This is a genomic window from Kitasatospora sp. NPDC058190 (assembly GCF_042883685.1).
Classification (GTDB): domain Bacteria; phylum Actinomycetota; class Actinomycetes; order Streptomycetales; family Streptomycetaceae; genus Kitasatospora.
In genome coordinates this window covers 1-22517 of the sequence record NZ_JBHVVI010000134.1, presented here as the reverse complement: position 1 = coordinate 22517, position 22517 = coordinate 1, and the positions used below count along the sequence as shown (strand labels likewise).

General features: G+C 71.3%; 18 protein-coding genes. 13 read left to right on the top strand and 5 right to left on the bottom strand.

Features of this window, described 5'->3' with window-relative positions; translation table 11 throughout:
- The first annotated feature begins 132 nt into the window (after positions 1-132).
- Positions 133-1233, top strand: a complete 1101-nt coding sequence (rlmN, locus tag ACFVWU_RS38170) for a 23S rRNA (adenine(2503)-C(2))-methyltransferase RlmN (RefSeq protein ID WP_387629681.1) — start codon at positions 133-135, stop codon at positions 1231-1233.
- Positions 1234-1254: 21 nt separating this feature from the next.
- Here the strand turns inward: rlmN and ACFVWU_RS38165 are convergent, their stop codons facing one another.
- From ACFVWU_RS38165 to ACFVWU_RS38150, 4 genes are all read right to left on the bottom strand, one after another.
- Positions 1255-2406, bottom strand: a complete 1152-nt coding sequence (locus ACFVWU_RS38165; RefSeq protein WP_387629679.1) for a hypothetical protein — start codon at positions 2404-2406, stop codon at positions 1255-1257.
- A 27-nt stretch (positions 2407-2433) separates the two neighbouring features.
- A complete protein-coding gene (locus ACFVWU_RS38160) occupies positions 2434-3189 on the bottom strand; it encodes an ABC transporter ATP-binding protein (RefSeq protein ID WP_387629677.1) in 756 nt (251 codons plus the stop codon).
- Positions 3190-3416: 227 nt separating this feature from the next.
- Entirely contained in the window at positions 3417-4811 is a 1395-nt protein-coding gene (locus ACFVWU_RS38155) for an aspartate aminotransferase family protein (RefSeq protein WP_387629674.1), read from the bottom strand.
- Positions 4808-5281 (bottom strand): Lrp/AsnC family transcriptional regulator, encoded by a 474-nt coding sequence (locus ACFVWU_RS38150; protein ID WP_387629672.1) that lies wholly within the window; start codon positions 5279-5281, stop codon positions 4808-4810. The genes ACFVWU_RS38155 and ACFVWU_RS38150 overlap by 4 nt, the downstream gene beginning before the upstream one ends.
- A 250-nt stretch (positions 5282-5531) precedes the next feature.
- Here ACFVWU_RS38150 and ACFVWU_RS38145 point away from each other — a divergent pair, with 250 nt between their 5' ends.
- From ACFVWU_RS38145 to ACFVWU_RS38135, 3 genes are all read left to right on the top strand, one after another.
- Entirely contained in the window at positions 5532-7025 is a 1494-nt protein-coding gene (locus tag ACFVWU_RS38145) for a gamma-aminobutyraldehyde dehydrogenase (protein WP_387629669.1), read from the top strand.
- Between the two features lie 223 nt (positions 7026-7248).
- Entirely contained in the window at positions 7249-8607 is a 1359-nt protein-coding gene (locus ACFVWU_RS38140; protein ID WP_387629668.1) for an aspartate aminotransferase family protein, read from the top strand.
- 65 nt (positions 8608-8672) lie between these two features.
- A complete protein-coding gene (locus tag ACFVWU_RS38135) occupies positions 8673-9890 on the top strand; it encodes a spermidine/putrescine ABC transporter substrate-binding protein (RefSeq protein ID WP_387629667.1) in 1218 nt (405 codons plus the stop codon).
- Between the two features lie 16 nt (positions 9891-9906).
- Here the strand turns inward: ACFVWU_RS38135 and ACFVWU_RS38130 are convergent, their stop codons facing one another.
- Positions 9907-11562, bottom strand: a complete 1656-nt coding sequence (locus ACFVWU_RS38130) for a PucR family transcriptional regulator (RefSeq protein ID WP_387629666.1) — start codon at positions 11560-11562, stop codon at positions 9907-9909.
- A 248-nt stretch (positions 11563-11810) separates the two neighbouring features.
- Here ACFVWU_RS38130 and ACFVWU_RS38125 point away from each other — a divergent pair, with 248 nt between their 5' ends.
- The 9 genes from ACFVWU_RS38125 (at position 11811) to ACFVWU_RS38085 (ending at position 22166) form a co-directional block, all read left to right on the top strand.
- Entirely contained in the window at positions 11811-13322 is a 1512-nt protein-coding gene (locus ACFVWU_RS38125) for a gamma-aminobutyraldehyde dehydrogenase (RefSeq protein WP_387629664.1), read from the top strand.
- 56 nt (positions 13323-13378) lie between these two features.
- Positions 13379-14638 carry a spermidine/putrescine ABC transporter substrate-binding protein gene (locus ACFVWU_RS38120; protein ID WP_387629662.1) on the top strand — a complete coding sequence of 420 codons (1260 nt, stop codon included), beginning with the start codon at positions 13379-13381 and terminating at the stop codon, positions 14636-14638.
- A gap of 37 nt (positions 14639-14675) precedes the next feature.
- Complete coding sequence (locus tag ACFVWU_RS38115; RefSeq protein WP_387629661.1) at positions 14676-15815, top strand: ABC transporter ATP-binding protein; 1140 nt, start codon at positions 14676-14678, stop codon at positions 15813-15815.
- Entirely contained in the window at positions 15812-16756 is a 945-nt protein-coding gene (locus tag ACFVWU_RS38110; protein ID WP_387629659.1) for an ABC transporter permease, read from the top strand. Before ACFVWU_RS38115 ends, ACFVWU_RS38110 begins: the two co-directional genes overlap by 4 nt.
- A complete protein-coding gene (locus ACFVWU_RS38105; protein ID WP_387629657.1) occupies positions 16756-17559 on the top strand; it encodes an ABC transporter permease in 804 nt (267 codons plus the stop codon). The genes ACFVWU_RS38110 and ACFVWU_RS38105 overlap by 1 nt, the downstream gene beginning before the upstream one ends.
- A 73-nt stretch (positions 17560-17632) precedes the next feature.
- Positions 17633-19027 (top strand): NAD(P)/FAD-dependent oxidoreductase, encoded by a 1395-nt coding sequence (locus ACFVWU_RS38100; RefSeq protein WP_387629655.1) that lies wholly within the window; start codon positions 17633-17635, stop codon positions 19025-19027.
- A gap of 137 nt (positions 19028-19164) precedes the next feature.
- Positions 19165-19596, top strand: coding sequence for a bifunctional DNA primase/polymerase (locus tag ACFVWU_RS38095; protein WP_387629653.1), 432 nt, complete (start codon positions 19165-19167; stop codon positions 19594-19596).
- A 58-nt stretch (positions 19597-19654) separates the two neighbouring features.
- The gene (locus tag ACFVWU_RS38090) at positions 19655-20419 is read left to right on the top strand and encodes a hypothetical protein (protein WP_387629650.1); all 765 of its coding nucleotides are present in this window, start codon (positions 19655-19657) and stop codon (positions 20417-20419) included.
- Between the two features lie 223 nt (positions 20420-20642).
- Positions 20643-22166, top strand: a complete 1524-nt coding sequence (locus tag ACFVWU_RS38085) for a CoA-acylating methylmalonate-semialdehyde dehydrogenase (protein WP_387629648.1) — start codon at positions 20643-20645, stop codon at positions 22164-22166.
- The last annotated feature ends 351 nt before the right edge of the window (positions 22167-22517 follow it).

The following is a 22517-nucleotide window of genomic DNA, read 5'->3' as shown; positions in this document are numbered from 1 at the left end:
ATTCAACCACCCCCCACCTCCCTAATCTCTTTTTTTTTTTGGGGTGGTTGTTTTTTTTTTTTTAACCCGGGGGCGCGCCCCCCGCCCCCCGGCGGCCCGCCCCCCCCGCGCGTCTGCGACACTGGAACAACCATGCCTAAGCCCGGAGAACTCACCTTTGTCGCGCCGCGCGGCGCCAAGCCCCCGCGACACCTCGCCGACCTGAGCCCCGCCGAGCGCAAGGAGGCCGTCGCCGAGCTGGGCGAGCAGCCGTTCCGCGCCAAGCAGCTCTCCAACCACTACTTCGGCCGGATGTCCAACGATCCGGCGAGCTGGACGGACATCCCCGCCGCCAGCCGGGAGAAGCTCACCGAGACCCTGCTGCCCGAGCTGATGTCGGTGGTGCGGCACGTCTCCTGCGACGACGACACCACCCGCAAGACGCTCTGGAAGCTGTTCGACGGCACCCTCGTCGAGTCGGTGCTGATGCGCTACCCGGACCGGGTCACCATGTGCATCAGCTCGCAGGCCGGCTGTGGCATGAACTGTCCGTTCTGCGCCACCGGCCAGGCCGGGCTGACCCGCAACCTGTCCACTGCCGAGATCGTCGAGCAGATCGCCGCCGGGATGCGCGCGCTCAAGGTCGGTGAGATCCCCGGCGGCGAGGCGCGGCTGTCCAACGTGGTCTTCATGGGCATGGGCGAGCCGCTGGCCAACTACAACCGGGTGCTGGCCGCGATCCGCCGGCTGACCGACCCGGCGCCGGACGGCTTCGGCCTGTCCCAGCGCGGCATCACCGTCTCCACCGTCGGCCTCGTCCCGGCGATGAACCGGCTGGCCGACGAGGGCCTCAGCTGCCGTCTGGCGCTGTCGCTGCACGCCCCGGACGACGAGCTGCGCGACGAGCTGGTCCCGGTGAACACCCGGTGGAAGGTCGCCGAGGTGCTGGACGCGGCCTGGAACTACGCGGAGAAGTCCGGCCGCCGGATCTCCATCGAGTACGCGCTGATCAAGGACATCAACGACCAGGCCTGGCGCGCCGACCTGCTCGGCCGGCTGATCAAGAACCACCGGGTGCACGTCAACCTGATCCCGCTGAACCCGACCCCGGGTTCCAAGTGGACGGCCTCCCGGCCCGAGGACGAGCGCGAGTTCGTCCGCCGGCTCCAGTCCCACGGCGTGCCGACGACGGTCCGCGACACCCGCGGCCAGGAGATCGACGGCGCCTGCGGCCAGCTCGCCGCGGCCGGCTGAGCCCCACGACGGGAGGACCGGCTAGCGCAGCCCGGCGGCCGCCAGCGCGGCGGTCGCCCCGCCGGTCAGCAGCAGCGTGGTGCCGACCGCCAGGATGCGCAGCAGGACCGCGCCGAACAACAGCCGCGGCGAGGTGCCGAGGCGCAGCAGCGCGTCGGTGACCTCGCGCCGGTCGGTGCGGACCTCGGCCAGTCGGGAGACCACCGCGGCGGCCGCGCAGCCGAGCACCAGGCAGGCCTCGACGGCGGGCAGTACGTCGGCGCTTCCGGGCGTGCCGATCCAGTAGCGGATGGTGGTGAGCACCAGCGCGACGACGAGGGTGAGGACGGCCAGCGGCGGGCCGAGGCGGCGGGCCTGGGCGGTCAGGCCCCGACCGGCGAGCAGCCGCAGCGGGGTGGGCCGGCCGAGGGCGAGCAGCCGTCCGGTCCAGGCGAGCAGCGGGCCGGTGAGCAGCGTGAGCCCGAGCGCGCTGGCGGCCCAGCCGCCGAGGGCGGCGGTGCTGGTGGTGCCGAGTCCGGCGGGCAGGTGGATCGGGCGGCCGTCGGACTCGGCATCGGGCCGCAACGCGATGAGTTCGAGCGCGGCGCCGATCACCACCAGTCCGATCGGCAGGGCGATCCGCCAGATGCCGAAGCCGGTCGGGCTGAGGGCGCGGCCGCCGGGCAGGGTGTCGGCGACGGGCACCGCGCAGGCGGCGGCGATGCCGGCGGTGATCGGGACCAGGGCGAGCAGCGTGACGGGCGCGGCGGCCGGCAGCGGGACGCCCATGCCGAGGTCAGGGGCGAGCGAGGGCCCCGCGATGTCGTTGCGCAGGACCAGGAAGAGCAGCAGGGTCAGCACGCTGCCGAGGGTGCAGGCGAGGGCGACCTCGCTGGCGATCAGGGCGCGGATCCTGCGGGAGCCGGCCCCGGCGGCGGTGAGTCCGGCGATCCGCTCGGGCCGTCGGGCGGGCACCGAGCGGGCGGCGACGGCCGCGAACCAGGCGACGGCGGCCAGCGGGGGCAGGCACCAGAGCAGTCGGACCAGCGCGTCGGTGCCGCCGAGCGGTTCGCTCAGCGCCCGGCCGAGGGAGCGCAGCAGGAACGCGGCGACGACGGCGGCGGCCAGTGCGGTGAGCAGCCAGCGGCCGAGGTCGGGCACCCGGTAGCCCCGGGCCAGACGGAGGTAGAACACGTCGACTCTTTCAGCGGCTGGGCGTCGTCAGCGTCGGGTGGCCGTGACGGCGGACGCACCGGTCGTCCCCGGGGCGGCGGTGCCGCGCGGGACAGGGGCAGCGGGGGCGGTGAGCCGTCCGTCGACGAGGGCGACGGCGCGGTCCGCGAACCGGACGAGCTCGGGGTCGTGGGTGGCCAGGACGAGGGTGAGCTGGTGCGAGCGGGCCGCGCTGGTCAGTATCCGCAGCACCTGGTCGGCGGCCTCGCGGTGCAGCGGGGCGGTGGGGTCGTCGGCGAAGACGACCGGCGGCAGCGGGGCGAGGGCGCGGGCGACGGCGATCCGCTGGCGCTGGCTCTGGACCAGCCGCTCGGGGCGCTGCCGGCCGATCTCGCCGACGTCGAGGCGCTCCAGCCACTCGTCGGCGGCGGTGTAGGCGGCCTTGTTGCCGGCCCCGGCGAGGAGCAGCGGCAGGGCGACGTTCTCACGGGCGGTCAGTTCGGGCACCAGGTGAGGTTCGGAGCCGACGAAGCCGAAGCGGTCGCGGCGCAGCCGTTCGCGGCCGGCGCGGCCGAGGGTGTGCACGGGCGAGCTGTTGAACCAGACCTCGCCCTCGTCGACCGGGAGCTGGGCGGAGAGGCAGCCGAGCAGGGTGCTCTTGCCGGAGCCGCGCGGGCCGGTGACGGCGAGCACCTCGCCGTCGCGGACGCCGATCGAGATGCCGCGCAGCGCGGGGGTGCCGTAGTGGGACTTGACGATCCCTCGGGCCCACAGCACGTCGTTGTCAGGCGGTGCCGCTGACATGAGGTTCCATCCTGGGTGCCGCAGGGATATGACAGTCGTCAGATTAGAACGACCGGGGCCTCGCGCGGTTGCGGCGCACTGGTCCATCACGGGCAAATCACCCGCATTCAGGCATGTTTGGTCGTACGACTGTGATGTTGACGGGTCATCGGAGCGCGGACGCCGAAGGGCGGCCCCGGGGATCGGGGCCGCCCTTCGGCGGAGGGTGGGGAAGAGGGCTCAGGGGATCAGAGCTTCGCCCACGCGTCGGTGAGGCTGGTCCGCAGGATCTGCTCGATCTCGTCGAAGGTCGACTGGTCGGAGATCAGCGGCGGGGCCAGCTGGACGACCGGGTCGCCACGGTCGTCGGCGCGGCAGTACAGGCCGTTGTCGAAGAGGGCCTTCGAGAGGAAGCCGTAGAGCACGCGCTCGGTCTCCTCGTCGTTGAAGGTCTCCTTGGTGGCCTTGTCCTTCACGAGCTCGATGCCGTAGAAGTAGCCGTTGCCGCGGACGTCGCCGACGATCGGCAGGTCGCGCAGCTTGCTCAGGGTGCCCAGGAAGCGCGACTCGTTGTCGAGGACGTGCTGGTTCAGGCCCTCGCGCTCGAAGATGTCGAGGTTGGCGAGTGCCACGGCCGAGGAGACCGGGTGGCCGGCGAAGGTGTAGCCGTGCAGGAAGGTGTTGTCACCCTTGTAGAACGGCTCGGCGATGCGGTCCGAGATGATCGTGGCGCCGATCGGGGAGTAGCCCGAGGTCATGCCCTTGGCGCAGGTGATCATGTCCGGCACGTAGCCGAACTTGTCGGCGCCGAACATGGTGCCGAGGCGGCCGAAGGCGCAGATGACCTCGTCCGAGACCAGCAGCACGTCGTGGCGGTCGCAGATCTCGCGCAGACGCTGGAAGTAGCCGGGCGGCGGCGGGAAGCAGCCACCGGCGTTCTGCACCGGCTCGACGAAGACGGCGGCGACGGTCTCGGGGCCCTCGAAGAGGATGGCCTCCTCGACCTGGTCGGCGCACCAGCGGCCGTACGCCTCGGGGTCGACGGTGCCGTCGGGGCCCTCGAGGTAGTGCGGGGCGCGGTAGATGTTGGTGTTCGGGGCCTTGTGGGTGCCCGGCACCAGCGGCTCGAACGGGGCCTTCAGGCCCGGCAGGCCGGTGATGGACAGCGCGCCCTGCGGGGTGCCGTGGTAGGCGATGGCGCGGGAGATGACCTTGTACTTGGTCGGCTTGCCGGTCAGCTTGAAGTACTGCTTGGCGAGCTTCCAGGCGGTCTCGACGGCCTCGCCGCCACCGGTGGAGAAGAAGACCTTGTTCAGGTCGCCCGGGGCGTAGTTGGCCAGGCGCTCGGCCAGCTCGACGGCCTTGGGGTGCGCGTAGCTCCAGATCGGGAAGAACGCGAGTTCCTTGGCCTGCTTGGCGGCGACCTCGGCGAGCTCGGTGCGGCCGTGACCGGCCTGCACGACGAACAGGCCGGCCAGGCCGTCGATGTACTTCCGGCCCTTGTCGTCCCAGATGTACGTGCCCTCGCCCTTGACGATGGTCGGCACGGGGGAGTTCTCGTACGACGACATGCGGGTGAAGTGCATCCACAGGTGGTCGTAGGCGGTCTTGGAAAGGTCCTTCTGCGCCGGGTCGGCTGTCATCGGGTGCCCCAGGTGTAGGTCTGTTTCCGGAGCTTCAGGTAAACGAAGCTCTCGGTGCTCCGCACGCCGGGAAGCGCGCGGATGCGCTTGTTGATCAGTTCGAGCAGGTGCTCGTCGTCCTCGCAGACCAGTTCGGCCAGGAGATCGAACGAGCCTGCGGTGCAGACGACGTAGTCGACCTCGTCGAGGGCGGCCAGCGCGTCGGCGACAGGCTCGATGTCGCCCTCGACCCGGATGCCGACCATCGCCTGGCGGGTGAAGCCGACGGTGAGCGGGTCCGTGACGGCGACGATTTGCATCACGCCCTGGTCGAGCAGCTTCTGGACGCGCTGCCGTACGGCTGCCTCGGACAGGCCGACGGCCTTGCCGATGGCGGCGTACGGGCGGCGCCCGTCCTCCTGGAGCTGCTCGATGATCGCCTTGGAGGCGGCGTCGAGGGGAACGCTCACGTTCCGGTCGCGGTTGGCCACGCGGCCACTGTGCCTGATCGTTCCCTTGTTCGCAAGCGTGGAAACTGCTGATTTCGTCGCGATCTTGGAAATCCCATGCGGATTTCATCGCCGATGTGACTCCGGCCTGTCGATCCCGGCAGTCCTGCGGCTACCCTGACACGGTACGCGCGCGCCCCCGCACGGCGGCGTGCGTTCCGCCACCAGTGGACCGCGCCGCTTCGGGCCCGGCCACTCGGCACCCTTCGTAGGCCGGATCCGCCGACGTACCATGGCGCCGGAATCTGCAACGCCGCAGGCCCAGACCGAGGAGAGACCCGTGAGCGACCTTCGCACGCTGCGCAACTACATCAACGGTGAGTTCGTCGACGCGGCTGACGGCCGCACGCTCGACATCGTCGACCCGGCGACCGGCGAGGTGTACGCGACGTCGCCGCTGTCCGGTGCCGCTGACGTGGACGCGGCCATGGCCTCCGCCGCCGCCGCGTTCCCGATCTGGCGCGACGCCACCCCGAGCACCCGGCAGAAGCTGCTGCTCAAGATCGCCGACGCGGTCGAGGCGCGGGCCGACGAGATCGTCGACGCGGAGGTGCGCAACACCGGCAAGCCCCGCGCGCTGACCCTCTCCGAGGAGATCGGCCCGATGGTGGACCAGATCCGCTTCTTCGCCGGTGCCGCCCGCCTGCTGGAGGGCAAGGCCGCCGGTGAGTACATGGACGGGATGACCTCGATCGTCCGCCGCGAGCCGGTGGGTGTCTGTGCCCAGGTCGCGCCGTGGAACTACCCGATGATGATGGCGGTCTGGAAGTTCGCCCCGGCCATCGCCGCCGGTAACACCGTCGTGCTGAAGCCCTCGGACACCACCCCGGCCTCCACCGTGCTGCTGGCCGAGATCATCGGCGGCATCCTCAAGGAGCTGGAGCTGCCGGCCGGCGTCTTCAACGTCATCTGCGGTGACCGCGAGACCGGCAAGCTGATGGTCGAGCACAGGACCCCGGCGATGGCCTCCATCACCGGTTCGGTCCGGGCCGGCATCCAGGTCGCCGAGTCGGCCTCCAAGGACGTCAAGCGCGTCCACCTGGAGCTGGGCGGCAAGGCCCCGGTCGTGGTCTTCGAGGACGCCGACATCGCCGAGGCCGTCGAGGGCATCTCGGTGGCCGGCTACTTCAACGCCGGCCAGGACTGCACCGCCGCCACCCGCGTGCTGGTGCACGAGTCGATCCACGACGCCTTCGTCGAGGCGCTGGCCAAGGCCGCGGCCGAGACCAAGACCGGCGGCGTGGACGACGAGGACGTGCTGTACGGCCCGCTGAACAACGCCAACCAGCTGAAGCAGGTGGTCGGCTTCATCGAGCGGCTGCCCGCCCACGCCAAGGTCGAGGCCGGTGGCCACCGGGTCGGCGACAAGGGCTACTTCTACGCCCCGACCGTCGTCTCCGGCCTGCAGCAGGACGACGAGATCATCCAGAACGAGGTCTTCGGCCCGGTCATCACCGTGCAGAAGTTCACCGACGAGGACCAGGCCGTCGAGTACGCCAACGGCGTCGAGTACGCGCTGGCCTCCTCGGTGTGGACCAAGGACCACGCCCGCGCCATGCGGATGTCGCGCCGCCTGGACTTCGGCTGCGTCTGGATCAACACCCACATCCCGCTGGTCGCCGAGATGCCGCACGGTGGCTTCAAGAAGTCCGGCTACGGCAAGGACCTGTCGGCGTACGGCTTCGAGGACTACACCCGCGTGAAGCACGTCATGACCGCGATCTAGCGGGTCGTGACCATCGAGTGCGGTATGACCGCGATCTAGCGGGTCGTGACCATCGGGCGCGGTATGACCGCGATCCGGTCTCGGTCGGAACTCGTCTGAACTGACAAGGGGCCCGGGTCTTTTCGACCCGGGCCCTGTCGCTTTGCACCCTGTCGGCGGGTGGCGTGACCGACTGACAGGATGAAACTGCACTTCGGGGACCGGCGGCCCTAGCCTTACCGGCATGAGCATCCCCACCGCTGACTCAGCCGCCGGCCAGGCCGTCAAGGCCGCCGACCGCGCGCACGTCTTCCACTCGTGGTCCGCCCAGGCGCTGATCGACCCCCTCGCGGTGGCCGGCGCCGAGGGCTCGTACTTCTGGGACTACGACGGCAACCGCTACCTCGACTTCTCCTCGCAGCTGGTCAACACCAACATCGGCCACCAGCACCCGAAGGTGGTCGCCGCGATCCAGGAGCAGGCGGCGAAGCTCTGCACCGTCGCCCCCGGCTTCGCGGTCGAGTCGCGCAGCGAGGCCGCCCGGCTGATCGCCGAGCGCACCCCGGGCGACCTGAACAAGATCTTCTTCACCAACGGCGGCGCCGAGGCCGTCGAGAACGCCATCCGGCTGGCCCGGCTGCACACCGGCCGGCAGAAGGTGCTGTCCACCTACCGCTCGTACCACGGTGCCACCGCCAACGCGATCGCCCTCACCGGCGACCCGCGGCGCTGGGCCAACGAGACCGGCGTCTCCGGTGTGGTGCACTTCTGGGGCCCGTACCCCTACCGCTCCAACTTCCACGCCGAGAACGAGGCGCAGGAGTGCGAGCGCGCGCTGTCGCACCTGGAGCAGGTGATCGCCTTCGAGGGGCCGGGTACGGTCGCGGCGGTCATCCTGGAGACGGTGGTCGGCACCGCGGGCATCCTGATCCCGCCGGCGGGGTACCTGGCCGGGGTGCGGGAGATCTGCGACCGCCACGGGATCGTGTTCATCCTGGACGAGGTGATGGCCGGCTTCGGCCGCACCGGCGAGTGGTTCGCCGCCGACCACTGGGGCGTCGTCCCGGACCTCATGACCTTCGCCAAGGGCGTCAACTCGGGCTACGTGCCGCTGGGCGGCGTGGCGATCAACACCGAGATCGCCGCCACCTTCGCCGAGCGGCCGTTCCCCGGTGGGCTCACCTACTCCGGACACCCGCTGGCCTGCGCCTCGGCGGTGGCCACCATCAACGCGATGGCGGAGGAGGGCATCGTCGAGAACGCCAAGCACATCGGCGAGACGGTGCTCGGCCCGGGCCTGCGCGAGTTGGCCGAGCGGCACCCCTCGATCGGCGAGGTGCGCGGTCTGGGCGTGTTCTGGGCGCTCGACCTGGTCAAGGACCGGGAGACCCGCGAGCCGCTCGTCCCGTACAACGCCGCGGGCGCCGACAACGCGCCGATGGCCGAGCTGGCCGCCGCCTGCAAGCAGCGCGGGCTCTGGCCGTTCGTCAACATGAACCGCTTCCACGTCGTCCCGCCGTGCACCGTCACCGAGGAGGAGGCCAAGGCCGGCCTCGCGGTGCTGGACGAGGTGCTGTCGCTCACCGACGCGCACGCTGTCTGACGTGCCTCCCAGGACGGCCCCGGGCACCCGTGTCCGGGGCCGTCCCACGCTCTGGAAGGTCCCACATGCCCAGCAGCTCCACCCTGATCCGCCGCCCCGCCCCCGACCGCCCGCAGGGCCCCGCGCGCCTACGCCGACGTTCCGTGCTCGGCGGGACCGCGCTGCTCGGCGCCGGGACGCTGACCGGCTGCGGCATCCCGTCCGCGTACGTCGCCGAGGACCGCCGCTCGGCGCCGGACCGCTCGGAGAGCGACAAGCGGCTGAACTTCTCCAACTGGACGCAGTACATCGACACCGACGACCAGGGCAGGCGCCCGACCCTGGACGCGTTCAGCGAGAAGACCGGGATCGCGGTCACCTACACCGAGGACATCAACGACAACGACGAGTTCTTCGGCAAGATCAGCCCGGTGCTCACCCAGGGCGCCGACCCGGGCCGGGACCTGATGGTCATCAGCGACTGGATGGCCGGGCGGTACGTCTCGCTGGGCTGGGTGCAGGCGATGGACCGGGCCAACCTTCCCCATGTCACCGCCAACCTGGACCCGCAGCTGTCGGACCCGGCCTTCGACCCCGGGCGCAAGCGCAGCGCGCCCTGGCAGTCCGGGATCACGGGCATCGCGTACAACCGCAAGGCGCTCGACCGGGAGCTCAAGTCCACGGCCGACCTGTGGGCGCCCGACCTCAAGGGCCGGATCACGCTGTTCGCCGGACTGGACGAGGCGCTCGGGCTGCTGATGCTCTCCCAGGGCGCGGACATCTCGCGGTTCAGTGACGACGACGCGCACAGGGCGATGGACCTGGTGCAGAAGATGGTCGACACCGGGCACGTCCGGCGCTTCACCGGCAACGACTACACCAGCGACCTCGCCTCCGGCGCCGCGGTCGCCTGCCAGGCCTACTCCGGCGACGCCGTCCAACTCACCGCCGAGAACCCGGACATCGCCTTCCTGGTGCCGGAGGAGGGCGGCGAGCTGTGGGCGGAGAGCCTGATGATCCCCAACCGGGCCGTCCACAAGAGCAACGCCGAGCTGCTGATCGACTACTACTACCAGCCGGAGGTGGCGGCCGAACTCGCCGCGGCCGTCCAGTACATCTGCCCGGTGCCGGCCGCCCGCGAGGTGCTGGCGAACAGCGGGGACAAGGACAAGGCCGAACTCGCCGAGAACCCGCTGGTGTTCCCGACCGAGGAGATGCGCGCCCGGCTGCACGGCATGCGCGACGTCACCTCGGCCGAGCGGCCGGAGCTGCACAAGGTGTGGGGGCGCATCACCGGGGTGTGACGCCGGGGCGCGACGCTCACCTGCGGACGGCGTCCAGCGCGAGCAGCGCCACGTGCAGGGACAGGCAGGACTCCACCTGGTCGAGGTCGACGCCGAGGATGCGCTCGACCTTGTGCAGCCGGTCGTAGAAGGACGGCCGGGACAGGTGCGCGGCGTCGGCCGCTGCCGACTTGTTCCGGCCCTGCTCCAGGTAGATCCGCAGCATCTGCACCAACTGGCCGTTGTGCTCGGCGTCGTGGGCCAGCAGCGGTCCCAACTCCCTTTCCACGTACGTCTGCAGGCGGGCGTCGTCGCGCAGCAGGTGGAGCAGGCCGCGCAGCCGGACGTCGGGCAGCCGGTAGTAGGAGGCGGTCCGGCCGCCGCCGGGCGCGTCGTGCAGGGCCGCGTCGGCGACCTGGGCGGCCTCCAGCAGGGTGCGCCGGGCGTCGCGGACCGAACCGACCGAGGAGCCGACCGCGACCACCGGGCCGGGGGCGTCGGCGCCCTCCCGGCCGGCGTCGGCGGACATCCGGCGCAGGGTGGCCGAGAAGGAGTCCAGCGCGGAGTGCTCGTCCTGCTGGGCGCCGAGCGCGATCAGCAGGCCCACGCCCTCGTCGTCGAGCGCGCCGACCAGGGCGGACAGCCGGCAGGCCCGGACCGCGCCGGCGGCCAGTTCGGTGAAGTCGCGCAGCCGGGCCTGGGCCTCCAGCGCGGCCGGGATCGGCCCGCGGCGTTGGCGCAGCACCACCCCGACGAGCCGGCGCCCCTCCAGCGGGACGCCGAGCGCCTGGGCGCGCAGGGCCACCTCGGAGACGGTCAGCGCGTGGGTGAGGATGCCGGAGAGCAGGGTGCGGTGGGTCTGCCGCTCCAGGCTCTCGCGGTCGCGCACCACCAGCCGGTTGAGCGCCAGCGCCGAGGCGCCGCGCTCCAGCAGCATGGCGTGCGGGTGGGCCTCGCCCTCCGGCAGCGGACCCGGATCCTGGACCAGCACCAGCCGGCCCCAGTCCTGGCCGCGGGCGCCGACGGTGGTCACCAGCCAGCCGCTGCGCGGGTCGTGGCCGGTGCGGCCGGGCGGACGGACCCCGCGCGAGCGACGCTCCCAGTCCTCCAGCAGCTCGGCCTCCGGGCGTCCGGCGCTGTCGTGGGCGAGCACCTGGTGGGCCAGGTTCTCCAGGACCACCGGCGCGCCCGCCATCCCGGCCACCTGGCGGATCACCTCGGGCGGCTCGGCGCCCTCCACCACCAGCTCGTTGAACACCTGGTGCACCGACTCGGAGACCCGCAACTGCTCCAGCTGGGCGTTGACCACCAGGGCGTGCACGGCCTCGGTGACGGCGACGAAGCGCACCTCGCGGCGGAGTGCGACCAGTGGCAGTCCGCATTGCTCGGCGGCGTTCACCAGGGCGCGCGGCAGCGAGTCGAAGTAGCGCCGCCCGAACTCGACCACCAGGCCGGCCACCCCGACCTCGTCCAGGTCGCGGACGTAGCGGGCCAGGCCCGCGCGGTCCTCGGGCAGCGCGATGCCGGTGGTCAGCACCAGCTCGCCGCCCTGGAGCATCCCGGCGACGTCGGGCAGCTCGCTCACATGGACCCAGCGGACCGGCCGCTCCAGGCGGTCGGCGCCGGCCACCACCTGCGGCAGGCCGCGCCGCATCACCTCCAGGTCGAGCACGCGGGCGACGGTGGGAAGCATCGCGGGCCTCCAGAGCCGGGGGAGCGGGAACAGGGGGATCAGAGTGTCAGGTAAATCATCCATCGCGGCGACGACCTGTTGCCCTGCGAAGGGCCTTGCACTCTGTAAGGCCCTTCGTGCCGAGACTGCCGAAGTGACCCTTGTCACGTCAACCCCGCAACGGGCAAGGTCAGCGGGACCGCAGACCCCCACGGCGGAAGCGCGAACCCGCAGCGTGCGGTCGGACCGCCGGCACTTGGAGGAACCAGATGGACCTGACCGACTTCGGCGCGGGCGCGCAGTACATCGCGGGCCGTCAGAGCCGGGGCGGCGGCGCACCCTTCCAGGTCGTCAACCCCGCCGACGGCAGCGTGGTCGAGCAGGTCGCGCTGGCCACCGCCGCCGACGTGGACACCGCCGTCGCCGCCGCGAAGGCCGCCCTGCCCGGCTGGTCCTCCACCACCCCCGGCGCCCGGTCCGAGGCGCTCACCCGGCTGGCCGCCGTACTGACCGACGCGGCGCGGGACCTCGCCCGGGTCGAGACCGCGCAGACCGGCAAGCCGGTCAAGCTGGCCACCGAGTTCGACGTCCCCGGCACCATCGACAACACCGCCTTCTTCGCCGGCGCCGCCCGCAACCTGGAGGGCAAGGCGGCCGGCGAGTACTCCGGCGACCACACCTCCTACGTGCGGCGCGAGGCGATCGGCGTGGTCGGCTCGATCTCGCCGTGGAACTACCCGCTGCAGATGGCCGCCTGGAAGATCCTCCCGGCCATCGCCGCCGGCAACACCATCGTGCTCAAGCCGGCCGAGCTGACCCCGCTGACCTCGCTGATGTTCGCCCGGGCCTGCACCGAGGCGGGCATCCCGGACGGCGTGGTCAACGTGGTCACCGGCGCCGGGCGCACGGCCGGCGAGCACCTGGTCGCCCACCCCGACGTCGCGATGGTCTCCTTCACCGGCTCCACCGCGGTCGGCCGGCGGGTCGCCGAACTCGCCACCGCGAGCGTCAAGCGCACCCACCTCGAACTCGGCGGCAAGGCCCCGTTCGTGGTCTTCGACGACGCCGACCTGGACGCCGCGGTGCACGGCGCCGTCGCCGCCTCGCTGATCAACGGCGGTCAGGACTGCACCGCCGCCACCCGCGCCTACGTCCAGCGCCCGCTGTACGAGGCCTTCGTGGCCGGGGTGGCCGAGCTGTACGCGGCGATCCGGATCGGCGACCCGCGCAATCCGCACACCGACCTCGGCCCGCTGGTCTCGTACACCCACCGGGACCGGGTGGCCGGCTTCGTGGAGCGCGCCCGCTCCTACGCCACCGTGGTCACCGGCGGCCCCGCGCCGGAGCGGGGCCACGACGGCACCGACCTCACCCGGGGCGCCTACTACGCGCCGACCCTGATCACCGGCGCGGCCCAGGACAGCGAGGTGGTCCAGGGGGAGGTGTTCGGCCCGGTACTGGTCGTGCTGCCCTTCGACGGCGACGACGAGGGCCTGCGGCTGGCCAACGACACCCCGTACGGCCTGGCCGCCTCCGCCTGGACCGGCAACGTGCACCGCTCGCTGCGCGCCACCCGGGAGATCGCCGCCGGGTGCGTCTGGGTCAACGACCACATCCCGATCATCAGCGAGATGCCGCACGGCGGGTACAAGGCGTCCGGCTACGGAAAGGACATGTCCCAGTACTCGCTGGACGAGTACACCCAGGTCAAGCACGTCATGTTCGACACCACCGCGGTGGCCCGCAAGGACTGGCACCGCACCGTCTTCGGCGACAGATAACCCCCGGACCGGGGTGCTTCCCCCACGCACCCCCCTTCCCCCAGGAGGCCCGATCCATGGCGTTCAAGGCGTTCAACGAGCTCACCGACGGCCTGCCCGAACCGGTCCGCAGGGCCTGGGAACGCAGTCTGACCGGCGGTCGGGCCGCGGTCGGCCGCCGCACCCTGCTGCGCGCCGCCGCGCTGACCGCCGGGGCGGGCACCCTGGCCGCCTGCGGCATCCCGGCGGCTCCCCGGGCGACCGGCGACTCGACCGCGGGCGCCGCCAAGGACCTTTCGGAGAGCGAGAAGGAGGTCGACTTCTCCAACTGGCCGCTGTACGTGGACACCGACGAGAAGGACAAGCAGAAGCACGGCACCCTGGACGCCTTCACCGCGGCCACCGGCATCGAGGTCAAGTACAACGAGGACATCAACGACAACGTCGAGTTCTTCGGCAAGGTCAAACCGCAGCTGGCGGCCGGCCAGGACACCGGCCGCGACCTGGTGGTGCTCACCGACTGGATGGCCGCCCGGCTGATCCGGCTCGGCTGGGCGCAGAAGCTGAACCCGGCGAACGTCACCACCGCGATCACCAACGTCGACGCCCGCTTCCGCGCCCCCGACTGGGACCCGGGCCGGCTCTACTCCTACCCGTGGGCCGGCATCCAGGTCGTCGTCGCCTACAACAAGAAGGCGACCAAGGGGAAGGAGGTCACCAGCGTCTCCCAACTGCTGGACGACCCCGAGCTCAAGGGCCGGGTCACCTTCCTCTCGGAGATGCGCGACAGCATCGGGATGGTGCTGCTGGACCTGGGCAAGGATCCGGCCAAGTTCACCGCCGACGACTACGACGCCGCGATCGCCCGGCTGCAGAAGGCCGTCGACAGCAAGCAGATCCGCCGCTTCACCGGCAACGACTACGGCCAGGAGCTCTCCTCCGGCGACATCGCGGCCTGCGTCGCCTGGGGCGGTGACCTGATCCAACTGCGCGCCGACAACCCGGACATCGAGTTCGTCGTGCCGGAGAAGGGCTACGTCGCCTCGACCGACAACATGCTGGTCCCGGCCAAGGCCAGGCACAAGACGAACGCGGAGAAGCTGATCGACTTCTACTATCAGCCGAAGATCGCGGCGCAGCTGGTCGCGGGCATCGGCTACGTCTCCGCCGTCACCGGGATGAAGGACGAGCTCGCCACCCTCGCCCCGGACAGCGCGGCCAACCCGCTGGTCGTACCCACCCCCGAGATGGCGGCCAAGGCGCACGTGTTCCGCACGCTCACCGAGAGCGAGGAGAGCGACTTCGAGCAGAAGTTCTCCAAGCTCATCGGCGCCTGACCCCCGTTCACGGCCGAGAAACCCAGGAAGACACCCCATGACAGACCAGCTGCGCGACGCGGCCGGCGGCGACGTCCGCCTCACCGGCATCGGCAAGACCTACGGCGCCTTCACCGCCGTCCACCCGCTCGACCTGACCGTCCCCCAGGGCTCCTTCTTCGCCCTGCTCGGCGCCTCCGGCTGCGGCAAGACCACCACCCTGCGCATGATCGCCGGCCTGGAGGAGCCCACCAGCGGCACCGTCCTGATCGGCGGACAGGACGTCACCGCCCTGCCCCCGTACAAGCGGCCGGTGAACACCGTCTTCCAGAGCTACGCGCTCTTCCCGCACCTGGACATCTTCGAGAACGTCGCCTTCGGCCTGCGCCGGCGCGGCAGGAAGGACGTCAAGAAGCAGGTCGACGAGATGCTGGAGCTGGTCGAGCTCGGCCAGTACGCCCGGCGCAAGCCGCACCAGCTCTCCGGCGGCCAGCAGCAGCGCGTCGCGGTCGCCCGCGCGCTGATCAACCACCCCCAGGTGCTGCTGCTGGACGAGCCGCTCGGCGCCCTCGACCTCAAGCTGCGCCGCCAGATGCAGCTGGAACTCAAGCGGATCCAGACCGAGGTCGGCATCACCTTCGTGCACGTCACCCACGACCAGGAGGAGGCCATGACCATGGCCGACACCATCGCGGTGATGAACGGCGGCCGGGTCGAACAGCTGGGCGCGCCCGCCGAGCTGTACGAGAACCCCGCCACCACCTTCGTGGCCAACTTCCTCGGCCAGTCCAACCTGCTGCCCGCCGAGGTCACCGGCGGCGCGGGCGAGGACCTGCTGCTCACCGTGGCCGGCACGCGCCTCGCCGTGCCGAAGGCGCGCTGCGCCACCGACGCCAAGCGGGTCCACCTGGGCGTGCGCCCGGAGAAGATCACCATCACCCACGGCTCCGAGCAGGCCGCCGAGGGCCGCAACACGCTGGTCGGCACCGTCGTCGACTCCAGCTTCATCGGCGTCTCCACCCAGTACCTGGTGCGCACCGACGGCGGCCAGGAGGTCACCGTCTTCGAGCAGAACATGGAGCGCGACGCCCGGATCGTCCCCGGCGCCGCCGTGCTGCTGCACTGGAACCCGGCGCACTCCTTCGCCCTGGACGCCTCGCAGGCGATCGACGCGGGCACCGCGGAGGAGGCCGCATGACCGCCACCACCCCGGCCGCGCCGCCGCAGGCCGTACCCCCGGATCGCAGCCCGTCGTCGGGCCGGGAACCGAAGCCGAGGCGCAAGCTCACCCCGTACTGGCTGCTGCTGCCCGGCATCGCCTGGCTGGTCGTCTTCTTCGCCGTGCCGATGGTGTACCAGGCGTCCACCTCACTGCAGACCGGCTCGCTCGAAGAGGGATTCAAGGTCACCTGGCACATCTCGACCTACTGGGACGCCCTGGTCGAGTACAAGTGGCACTTCGTCCGCTCGTTCTCCTACGCGGCGATCGCCACCGTGCTCTGCCTGGCCGTCGGCTACCCGCTCGCGTACACGATCGCCTTCAAGGCGAACCGGCGCTGGCGCAACGTCATCCTGATCCTGGTCATCGCGCCGTTCTTCACCAGCTTCCTGATCCGCACGCTGGCCTGGAAGACCATCCTGTCCGACGGCGGCCCGGTGGTCGGCGCACTGAACACCCTGCACGTCCTGGACGTCACCAACGCGCTCGGCCTCACCTCCGGGGACCGGGTGCTGGCCACCCCGCTCGCCGTGGTCTGCGGTCTGACGTACAACTTCCTGCCGTTCATGATCCTGCCGCTGTACACCTCACTGGAGCGGATCGACCCCCGGCTGCACGAGGCGGCCGGCGACCTGTACGCCCGGCCGTTCACCACCTTCCGCAAGGTCACCTTCCCGATCTCGCTGCCGGGCGTGGTCGCGGGCACCCTGCTCACCTTCATCCCGGCCTCCGGCGACTACATCAACGCCCAGCTGCTGGGCTCGCCGAGCGAGCAGATGGTCGGCAACGGCATCCAGAAGCAGTTCCTGAACGTGCTCGACTACCCCACGGCGGCCGCGCTGAGCTTCATCCTGATGGCCCTGATCCTGGGCATGGTGACGGTCTACATGCGCAAGGCCGGGACGGAGGAACTGGTCTGATGTCCCGGATTTCCAAGTGGATCCGCGCCCACCTGGTGGTGCTGGCCGGCCTGCTGGCCCTCGCCTACCTGGTGCTGCCCAACCTGGTCGTGCTGGCCTTCTCGTTCAACAAGCCGGTCGGCAAGTTCAACTACGAGTGGAACGAGTTCTCCACCGACGCCTGGACCAACCCCTGCGGCGTGGCCGACATGTGCCAGTCGCTCTCGCTCAGCCTGCAGATCGCGGTGCTCGCCACCATCGGTGCCACCGTGCTCGGCACCATGGTCGCCTTCGCGCTGGCCCGCTACCGCTTCCGCGGCCGCTCGGCCACCACCGCGATGATCTTCCTGCCGATGGCCATGCCCGAGGTGGTCATGGCCGCCTCGCTGGGGACGCTGTTCCTCAACATGCGCATCCCGTTCGGCTTCACCACCATCCTCATCGCGCACATCATGTTCTGCCTCAGCTTCGTGGTGACGGCGGTCAAGGCGCGCGTGATGAGCATGGACCCGAGGCTCGAACAGGCCGCCCAGGACCTCTACGCGACCCCCACCCAGACCTTCCTGAGGGTCACCCTGCCGCTGGCCGCCCCCGGCATCGCCGCCGGTGCGCTGCTCAGCTTCGCGCTCTCCTTCGACGACTTCATCATCACCCAGTTCAACTCGGGCCCGACCACGGTCACCTTCCCGATGTTCGTCTGGGGCGCCTCGCAGCGCGGCATCCCGGTGCAGGTGAACGTCATCGGCACCGCGATGTTCGTCGCCGCGGTCGCGCTGACCGTCGTCGGGCAGTGGATCGGCAACCGTCGGAAGGCCGCCGCCTGACGCACCACCTGACGTACGGCCGGCAGCGGTGGCTCACAACCGTCATCTATTCGCAGAAAGTGGCTGATAATGCATGGACTCCGCCCGCGCACTCAGTGACGCCAGGCCCACCCCCTTCTGGCTGGAGGACCCCGGTCGGCCGGAGGCGTTGCCCGCCCTGGTCGGCGACACCGCCTGCGACCTGCTGGTCGTCGGCGGCGGCTACTCCGGCCTGTGGACCGCCCTCATCGCCAAGGAACGCGACCCCTCACTGGACGTCGTGCTGGTCGAGGGCAACGAGGTCGGGTGGGCCGCGTCCGGGCGCAACGGCGGATTCTGCGCGGCCAGCCTCACCCACGGCTTCGGCAACGGCCTGCAACGCTGGCCCGCCGAACTCGCCCAGCTGGAACGCCTCGGCGCCGCCAACCTCGACGGCATCGAAGCCGCCCTCAAGCGCTACGGCATCGACGCCGAGTGGGAGCGCACCGGCGAGATCGACGTCGCCACCCAGCCCCACCAGGTCGAGGAGCTGCACGAGATCGCCGAGGCCGTCGCCCGGTACGGCTTCGACCTCACCGTCCTGGACGCCGACCAGCTGCGCGCCGAGGTGAACTCGCCGACCTTCCTGGGCGGCCTCTGGGACAAGGAGGGAGTGGCGATGGTCCACCCCGCCAAGCTCGCCTGGGGCCTCAAGGACGCCTGCCTGAGCCAGGGCGTGCGGATCTTCGAACACACCCGGGCCACCGACCTGCGCGAGTACGGCAGCGGCATGGCCGCCCGCACCCCGTACGGCCGGGTGTTCGCCCGCCGGGTCGCGCTCGGCACCAACGTCTTCCCGTCCCTGCTCAAGCGCGTCCGTCCGTACATCGTGCCGGTGTACGACTACGCGCTGATGACCGAGCCGCTGGGCGACGAGCAGCTCGCCGCGATCGGCTGGCGCGGCCGGCAGGGGCTGGGCGACAGCGCCAACAAGTTCCACTACTTCCGGCTCTCCGCCGACAACCGGATCCTCTGGGGCGGCTACGACGCCGTCTACCACTACGGCGGCCACGTCCGGCACGAGTACGACCAGCGGCCGGAGACCTTCCGCACCCTGGCCAACCACTTCTTCCGCTGCTTCCCGCAGCTGGAGGGGCTGCGCTTCACCAACGCCTGGGGCGGCGCCATCGACACCTGCAGCCGGTTCTCGGCGTTCTTCGACACCGCGTACCGGGGCAAGGTCGCCTACGCGGTCGGGTACACCGGGCTCGGCGTCGGCGCGACCCGCTTCGGCGCCGAGGTGATGCTCGACCTGCTCGCCGGCGAGCGCACCGAACGCACCTCGCTGGACATGGTGCGCTCCAAGCCGCTGCCGTTCCCTCCCGAACCGGTGCGCTGGGCGGGGATCGAGATCACCACCCGGTCGCTGGAGCGGTCCGACCGCAACGGCGGCCACCGCAACCTCTGGCTGCGCACGCTCGACCGGCTGGGGCTCGGCTTCGACAGCTGACCCCGCCCAGCGCGTCACGCGACCCGGGTAAGAGGGACCCGTGTAAGAGCGACCCGCCGTCCGCCTCTTCCTGGTGACGGCGGGTCTCGGTCTCCCGCCGTCCGACCAGGACGAACGGCGAGAAACGGGGACACGACATGGAGAGCACCGGACTGCACTGGCTCGCCCAGGTGGCACCGGACCCGGAGGCCTTCCGGGCACAGTGGGAACGCTCCGGGCCGGGCCTGATGCTGCTACCGGCGGGACGCCGCTGGGACGTCCTCTCCGTCCCCGGACGGCTCGGGCGCCCCGCCCTGGACGTCCTGGACACGGGCTCCCGCGGCCCGGTGCTCACCGATTTCGGGGACGAGCACGTCAGCTTCCTGGTGCCGGTCGGCACCGCCGCCCGCTGGGTCGGCACCGGCGTGCGCTGCGCCGGGGAGGGCACCTGGATCGTCGTCCCGCACCCCGAACGCGGCAGTCGGGGCGTGCGATGGCTGGTCCCGCCTGACGGCTCCGGGCGGCTCAACGACCCGGTGTTCCTGGAGTTCGCCCTGCACGAGGCGGCGGCCGGACTCACCGGCTGGTGAGCGCCCTAGCGTCCCGCGGCGCGGCGCGCGGGGCGGGCGGTCGCGTCAGACTGGAGGCGTGACCACCGCTCCGCACGCCGTCGACGCCGCCCTGCGACCGGGCCGCGCCCAGCTGCGACTGGCCGCCCTGGCCGCGCCCGTCTGCGCCCGGTACGGACTGGCGCTGGCCGGTGGGCACGCGCTGCGTGCCCACGGCGTGGCGGCCTGCGCACAGGACGGGCTCACCCTGGCGACCGGCGGCGCCGACCTGCCGGAGGTGGGCGCCGCACTGGCCGAGGCCTACCGCGCGGCGGGCGGCGGAGTCGTCGAGCGGCCCGGCACCCCGCGCCTGGAACAGCTGACCGTACGGCTGGCGCTGGGCGCGCGCACCCACTCGGTGGAGCTGCGGAAGGAGCCGCTCGGCCACCGGCCGGTCCGGCTCGACCTGGGCGCCCCGGCACCGGACGAGCCGCCGGTGGTGCTGCCGGTGGTCGCCCTGGAGGATGCGGCGGCGCTCACCACCGCGCTGCTGGTCGACCGGGGCATGCCGCGCGACCTGATCGACGTGCACGCCCTCACCCGCTGCTACCGGGAGGGCGAACTGCTCGCGCTGGCTGGAGAGTTGGACCCGGAGTTCCAGCCGTCCGCGCTCGCCGACCGACTGGAGACGCTGGCCGAGGCCGCGGACGGCCGGTTCCGCGCCCGGGGCGTCGAGGCCGGGTCGGTGGACGGGCTGAAGCGGTGGGCGCTGGCCTGGGCACAGGATCTGCGGCTGGACCTGCTGGAGACCCAGGAGGCGGCGGACGGGCTGCACGACCCCTACCTGGAGGACGAGGAGTCCTGAGTCATGGGCTGGGGGTTCACGCGTTCGGAGTAGCGACCGGACGACCTGTAAGGCTGAATCCGCGATCCCCGTCAGCCTGTTCGTTGAGCCTCGCCGGGACGGCCACCAGACTGGGAGATGAGCGCGGTAGCCCCGTGCATTCCCGTCGCCCAACCCTCGCGGGGGCGGCGCCAGACCGGACCGGTGGCAGGACGCCGCCCGGGACTTCGGAGGCAGACGGACCTTGAGCAAGCACATCATTCACTGGATCGGCGGCGGCCCCGTCGCCACCGCCGGCGCGGCGCCCCGCCGCGGTGACATCTTCGATCCGGCCACCGGCCAGGTCTCCGGCCACGTCGACTTCGCCGAGATCGCCGAGGTCGACCAGGCCGTGGCCGCCGCCGCCTCGGCCTTCGCCGAGTGGCGCACCGCCTCGGTGGCCAGGCGGACCACGGTGCTCTTCGCCTTCCGCGAGCTGCTGAACGCCCGCCGGGACGAGCTGGCCTCGATCATCGTGTCCGAGCACGGCAAGGTCCACTCGGACGCGCTGGGCGAGATCGCCCGCGGCCTGGAGGTCGTCGAGTACGCCTGCGGCATCCCGCAGCTGCTCAAGGGCGGCTTCACCGAGCAGGCCTCCACCGGCATCGACGTCTACTCGATCCGCCAGCCGCTCGGACCGGTCGCGATCATCTCGCCGTTCAACTTCCCGGCGATGGTGCCGATGTGGTTCTTCCCGATCGCCATCGCGGCCGGTAACACCGTCGTGGTGAAGCCCTCGGAGAAGGACCCGTCGGCCGCCAACTTCCTGGCCGAGCTGTGGAAGGAGGCCGGGCTGCCGGACGGCGTCTTCAACGTCGTGCACGGTGACAAGGTGGCCGTCGACCGCCTGCTGGAGCACCCGGACATCAAGTCCGTCAGCTTCGTCGGCTCCACCCCGATCGCCCGCTACGTCTACGAGACCGGCACCCGCTACGGCAAGCGCGTGCAGGCCCTGGGCGGCGCCAAGAACCACATGCTGGTCCTGCCGGACGCCGACCTCGACCTCGCCGCCGACGCCGCCGTCAACGCCGGCTTCGGCGCGGCAGGCGAGCGCTGCATGGCCGTCTCCGTCCTGGTCGCGGTCGACCCGATCGGCGACGAGCTGGTCGACAAGATCAAGCAGCGGATGGCCGGCCTGAAGGTCGGCCCCGGCTGCAACGGCGACTCCGAGATGGGCCCGCTGGTCACCGGCCAGCACCGCGACAAGGTCACCTCCTACGTCGAGTCCGGCCTCGCCGACGGCGCCGAGCTCGCCGTGGACGGCCGCAAGCACCCGATCACCACCGAGGACGAGAACGGCGCCCCGACCGCGGACGGCTTCTGGCTCGGCCCCACGCTGTTCGACCACGTGAAGCCCGGCATGTCCGTCTACAACGACGAGATCTTCGGCCCGGTCCTCTCGGTCGTGCGGGTGGCCTCCTACGAGGAGGGCCTGGCGCTCATCAACGCCAACCCGTACGGCAACGGCACCGCTCTCTTCACCAACGACGGCGGCGCGGCCCGGCGCTTCCAGTTCGAGGTGGAGGTCGGCATGGTCGGCATCAACGTGCCGATCCCGGTGCCGGTCGCCTACTACTCCTTCGGCGGTTGGAAGGCCTCGCTCTTCGGCGACACCCACGCGTACGGCCCGGACGGCGTGCACTTCTTCACCCGCGGGAAGGCCGTGACCCAGCGCTGGCTGGATCCGTCGCACGGCGGTATCAACCTCGGCTTCCCCACCAACAGCTGAGCCCGGGCCGCTGAGCCTCGCGGCCGAAGTAGGGCTGGTCGACCCCCTCTCCCCGGGGCCGACCAGCCCTTCTGCATGCCGTTTGCATCCGCCCGCCGAAGCGCGTACAGTTCTTCGAGCTGCCTGGCAGGGAGCACCGGACACGCATCTGCGCGGACGGTCCCGGGGCGGCCAATCCTTTGAAACACCACTTCCGGTTCGTGCCGGTCGTTTTCGCGTTCTCGCGGTGCGGCTCGGTGCTTATTCGGCGTGCGCATTTTATCGGATTGCGGTCGATTCGCTTTTCGGAGCGGGGATCGGCTAGAGTTTGAAACGTCGGACGGGGCGTCAAGCCCCAGGAGACACCCGCGA